Source organism: Ligaoa zhengdingensis, assembly GCF_014384885.1.
Classification (GTDB): Bacteria; Bacillota; Clostridia; order Oscillospirales; family Ruminococcaceae; genus Ligaoa; species Ligaoa zhengdingensis.
Genome location: NZ_JACRST010000060.1, coordinates 1 through 3188 on the forward strand (window position 1 = coordinate 1; position 3188 = coordinate 3188).

The 3188-nt window shown below is 51.7% G+C and carries 5 protein-coding genes; all 5 read left to right on the top strand.

Annotation, left to right across the window (positions count from 1 at the left end):
- A partial coding sequence (locus tag H8711_RS13380; protein ID WP_249283849.1) for a leucine-rich repeat domain-containing protein occupies nucleotides 1-1726 on the top strand: 1726 nt, incomplete at its 5' end.
- 2 nt (nucleotides 1727-1728) lie between these two features.
- Nucleotides 1729-1959 carry a hypothetical protein gene (locus tag H8711_RS13385; protein WP_249283850.1) on the top strand — a complete coding sequence of 77 codons (231 nt, stop codon included), beginning with the start codon at nucleotides 1729-1731 and terminating at the stop codon, nucleotides 1957-1959.
- Between the two features lie 55 nt (nucleotides 1960-2014).
- Nucleotides 2015-2266: a hypothetical protein gene (locus tag H8711_RS13390; RefSeq protein WP_249283851.1), complete on the top strand. Its 252-nt coding sequence runs from the start codon at nucleotides 2015-2017 to the stop codon at nucleotides 2264-2266.
- 12 nt (nucleotides 2267-2278) lie between these two features.
- Nucleotides 2279-2602: a hypothetical protein gene (locus tag H8711_RS13395; protein WP_249283852.1), complete on the top strand. Its 324-nt coding sequence runs from the start codon at nucleotides 2279-2281 to the stop codon at nucleotides 2600-2602.
- Nucleotides 2599-3042 carry a hypothetical protein gene (locus H8711_RS13400; RefSeq protein ID WP_249283853.1) on the top strand — a complete coding sequence of 148 codons (444 nt, stop codon included), beginning with the start codon at nucleotides 2599-2601 and terminating at the stop codon, nucleotides 3040-3042. The genes H8711_RS13395 and H8711_RS13400 overlap by 4 nt, the downstream gene beginning before the upstream one ends.
- The last annotated feature ends 146 nt before the right edge of the window (nucleotides 3043-3188 follow it).

The following is a 3188-nucleotide window of genomic DNA, read 5'->3' on the forward strand; positions in this document are numbered from 1 at the left end:
CAGCGGCGGAGCGGTGGAATCGGTGAACGGCAAGACCGGCGCGGTGACGCTGACCGCGGCCGACGTGAGTGCGTTGAGCAAAACAGCGCAAGCAGTGACCAACTGGGACACCGCTACCAACACAGGGCTTTACACCAGTGATCTGACAGCACAAAATCTACCCGATATGGAGGCGGATTCCAGTGGTGGGGTATGCAACGGCCTGACAATCAACGATGCACAGTTTATCATGTGCAGCGACTATTCCATGATGAACATATGGGCGGGCTACCGGCACTATATGGGTTCTGGTTACTTCACTGAGTGGACACAATTCCTGTCTTCTTCATCTGGTTTCAGCGCAATAACTGTAACAGATTGGAACAATGCAACTCAGACCGGATTTTATACGAGTAATGCAGATGCGGACAATGCGCCGTATCCGTATACTTACGATACATGTTTTGGATTCGTCATCGCAAATACATCTGCTGCGCAACAGTTTGTATTCCGCGAATCTAAGGCGTCAAATGGCATAGTAGACAATGCTTTGTATACCCGTTCCGTTCGCTTAAACAGCCGCCCGGTGTATTACGGAGAGTGGCAGCTTGTCAACAAGCAGGCCGCCGCAGACGTACCGATCACGGCGATATCGGGCATGACGGCAACCACGGTGCAGGAGGCGCTGGAGGAAAATTTTCAGTCTGTCGTTGATGGAAAATCGAGTTTGGAGACCGCCATCACCGACAAGGGCGGGACGGTCTCCAAGGCGGGCGATGTGGCGACATTTGCAGAGCTTACGGCGGGCGTGAATTCTATCTCGGGAGGCGGTGACGATCCGTTCACCCCGGTTCAAGATGGAAAGACCAGAATCTATATTAGCCTGCAAGAAGGTAGAACGTCTCCTATGTTGGGTGTATGCCCGAACGGTACTGTTATAGTAGATTGGGGAGACGGTACAGCTACGGACACACTTACTGGGACAAGTACAAGCACATATGCATGGACGCCGAAACATAATTATGCCGCTCCAGGCAATTATGTTATTACATTATCTGTAGACGGGATAATGGGATTAATTGGTGGAAGTAGTTCTGGTGCCGGCACCCCAATTCTGAGAAATTCATCAGATACAGATTCAGCCAATCGAGCTTATAGTGGGTCAATATACTCGGTAGAAATTGGGGAAAATGCTGTCATAGGGGCTGCTGCTTTTAATAGGTGCGATCGCATGAAAAATATCTTTATCCCAGATAGTGTAACAAGTATTGGGATTAATGCTTTCCAATATTGCTACAATTTATCAAGCGTATCTATTCCGAATGGTATAACCAAAATTGATAATTATACTTTTCAATACTGTTACAGTTTATCGAGCGTATCTATTCCTAGTAGTGTAACCAGTATCGGAACTAATGCTTTTTCCGCTTGTTACAGTTTATCAAATATTTCTATTCCCGATGGTGTAACTATAATTAATACCAATAGCTTCAATAGCTGTTATCATTTATCGGCTGTATATTTCCCTGGTAGCGTAAAAACAATTAACAGCAACGCTTTTTCCTCATGCTCAGGGGTGGCATATTTTGATTTTACGAAACATACTAGTGTCCCTGCTCTTTCGGCCACGAGCGCCTTTAGCAATATCGCCGCCGATGCACAAATTAGGGTGCCAATGGAACTTGTAGATGAATGGAAAGCGGCGACAAACTGGGCTACATATGCAAGTCAAATAGTGGGGGTGTAAGTATGATGAAATCAGAACTGATGGAAAACGGAACGCTAATCCGCACCTATTCGGACGCAGGAATGAAAATACGCCAGGTTGAGACCGGAAACGTATACGATGAAGCAGTTGATGTGCCGCCGCTGCGTTATGCATACGAAGAGACGGATGAACCTGTCGATCAAGGCGAAGAATCTGAGCTTGATGAACTGCGGGAATACTATGACCGCACGCAGGCGGTTTTACCGGGGTAAGGGGGAAAACCGATTATCATATGCAAATATTACATATGCACAGGGGGTGTTGTGATTGGAAATACGCAATTTGTACCGGCAGGGCAATCGGTTCACCCTGCAAGAACCGGAGGGGGACTATGTGCTCTGGTACCGGCTTATAGCCGCTGAGGGCATGGCGGTCACAGACGGCGACACGGTGGCCCCGGCCATCGATGTGGAATCGCCGGAGGGATGGAGCGAAATTCCCGCGCCGCAGGAACCAGTGGAAGAATTGGAAGAGCTGCGGGAATATTACACCCGCACGCAGGCAGTACTACCAGGATAAGGGGGGCAAAGAATGATTATCATAGGCGACAAAACATTGGAAGGGGTCGGCGTTGGTGCACAATGCGACCTGCGTGGATGCAGACGGCCCGCATTGGAGCTGCGCATCACAGGCAGCAGCTATGCGGAGTTGGCGGAGCTGTTTGTGGATAATGCGGCGTTCTCGCTGCGGCATGACGGCGAAGATTACGACCAGAGCGAGTATTGCTTCGCGGGGCCGATCACCGACCACCGCGACGGGACGTTCAGTGTTGTAATGGGGAAAAAGACCGAGTTAGAGGAACTGCGGGAGTATTACGCCCGCACGCAGGCAGTATTGCCGGGAGGGAACACATGAACTACAGAAACGATGCAGAGACGGTTGTAAAGTATGTGGACAACCTGAAAACAGCGGGCGCGGCGTTGGCGCAGTCCGATCCGGACAGCCCGCCGCCCGAGGACATGGGGATTTTTGCGGAAAGCCTCCCCGCGTGGGAAGCTGGCAAGACCTACGCGAGAGGCGCGATCTTTGAGTACCAGGGCAACGCGGGGTATGTGAAGCAGGATGGCGTGCTCGCCCAAGAGCACCAACCTCCATTCAGTACTGGCACGGAGTCGATCTACGGCGCGCGGCCCGCGCCAGACCGGGATGGGATATATCCCTACGTCTACAATATGTCGGCAAAGGCCGGGATGCGGGTGCGGAACCAAGGCGTTGTCTACCGCTGCACCTCGGATTGCCCGGACATGCTGTGGCCGCCGTCTGAGCTGGCGGCGCATTTTGAGGCGGAGGGATGAGCTTGATCGAGTTTATCACGCACTACTGGCTGGAGGTGCTGTTCGGCGCGGCGTTATCCCTGTTGGGCCTCGCCTACCGCACCCTGTCCAGCCGGTTCAAACAGTACATGAAGGAGCAGGACGCGGTGAAGCTGGGGATTCAGGCC

What these genes read in the sequence shown, in the direction of transcription:
- H8711_RS13395 (WP_249283852.1), top strand. Translation starts at nt 2,279, where the DNA reads ATGATTATCATAGGCGACAAAACATTGGAAGGGGTCGGCGTTGGTGCA.
- H8711_RS13400 (WP_249283853.1), top strand. Translation starts at nt 2,599, where the DNA reads ATGAACTACAGAAACGATGCAGAGACGGTTGTAAAGTATGTGGACAAC.
- H8711_RS13385 (WP_249283850.1), top strand. Translation starts at nt 1,729, where the DNA reads ATGATGAAATCAGAACTGATGGAAAACGGAACGCTAATCCGCACCTAT.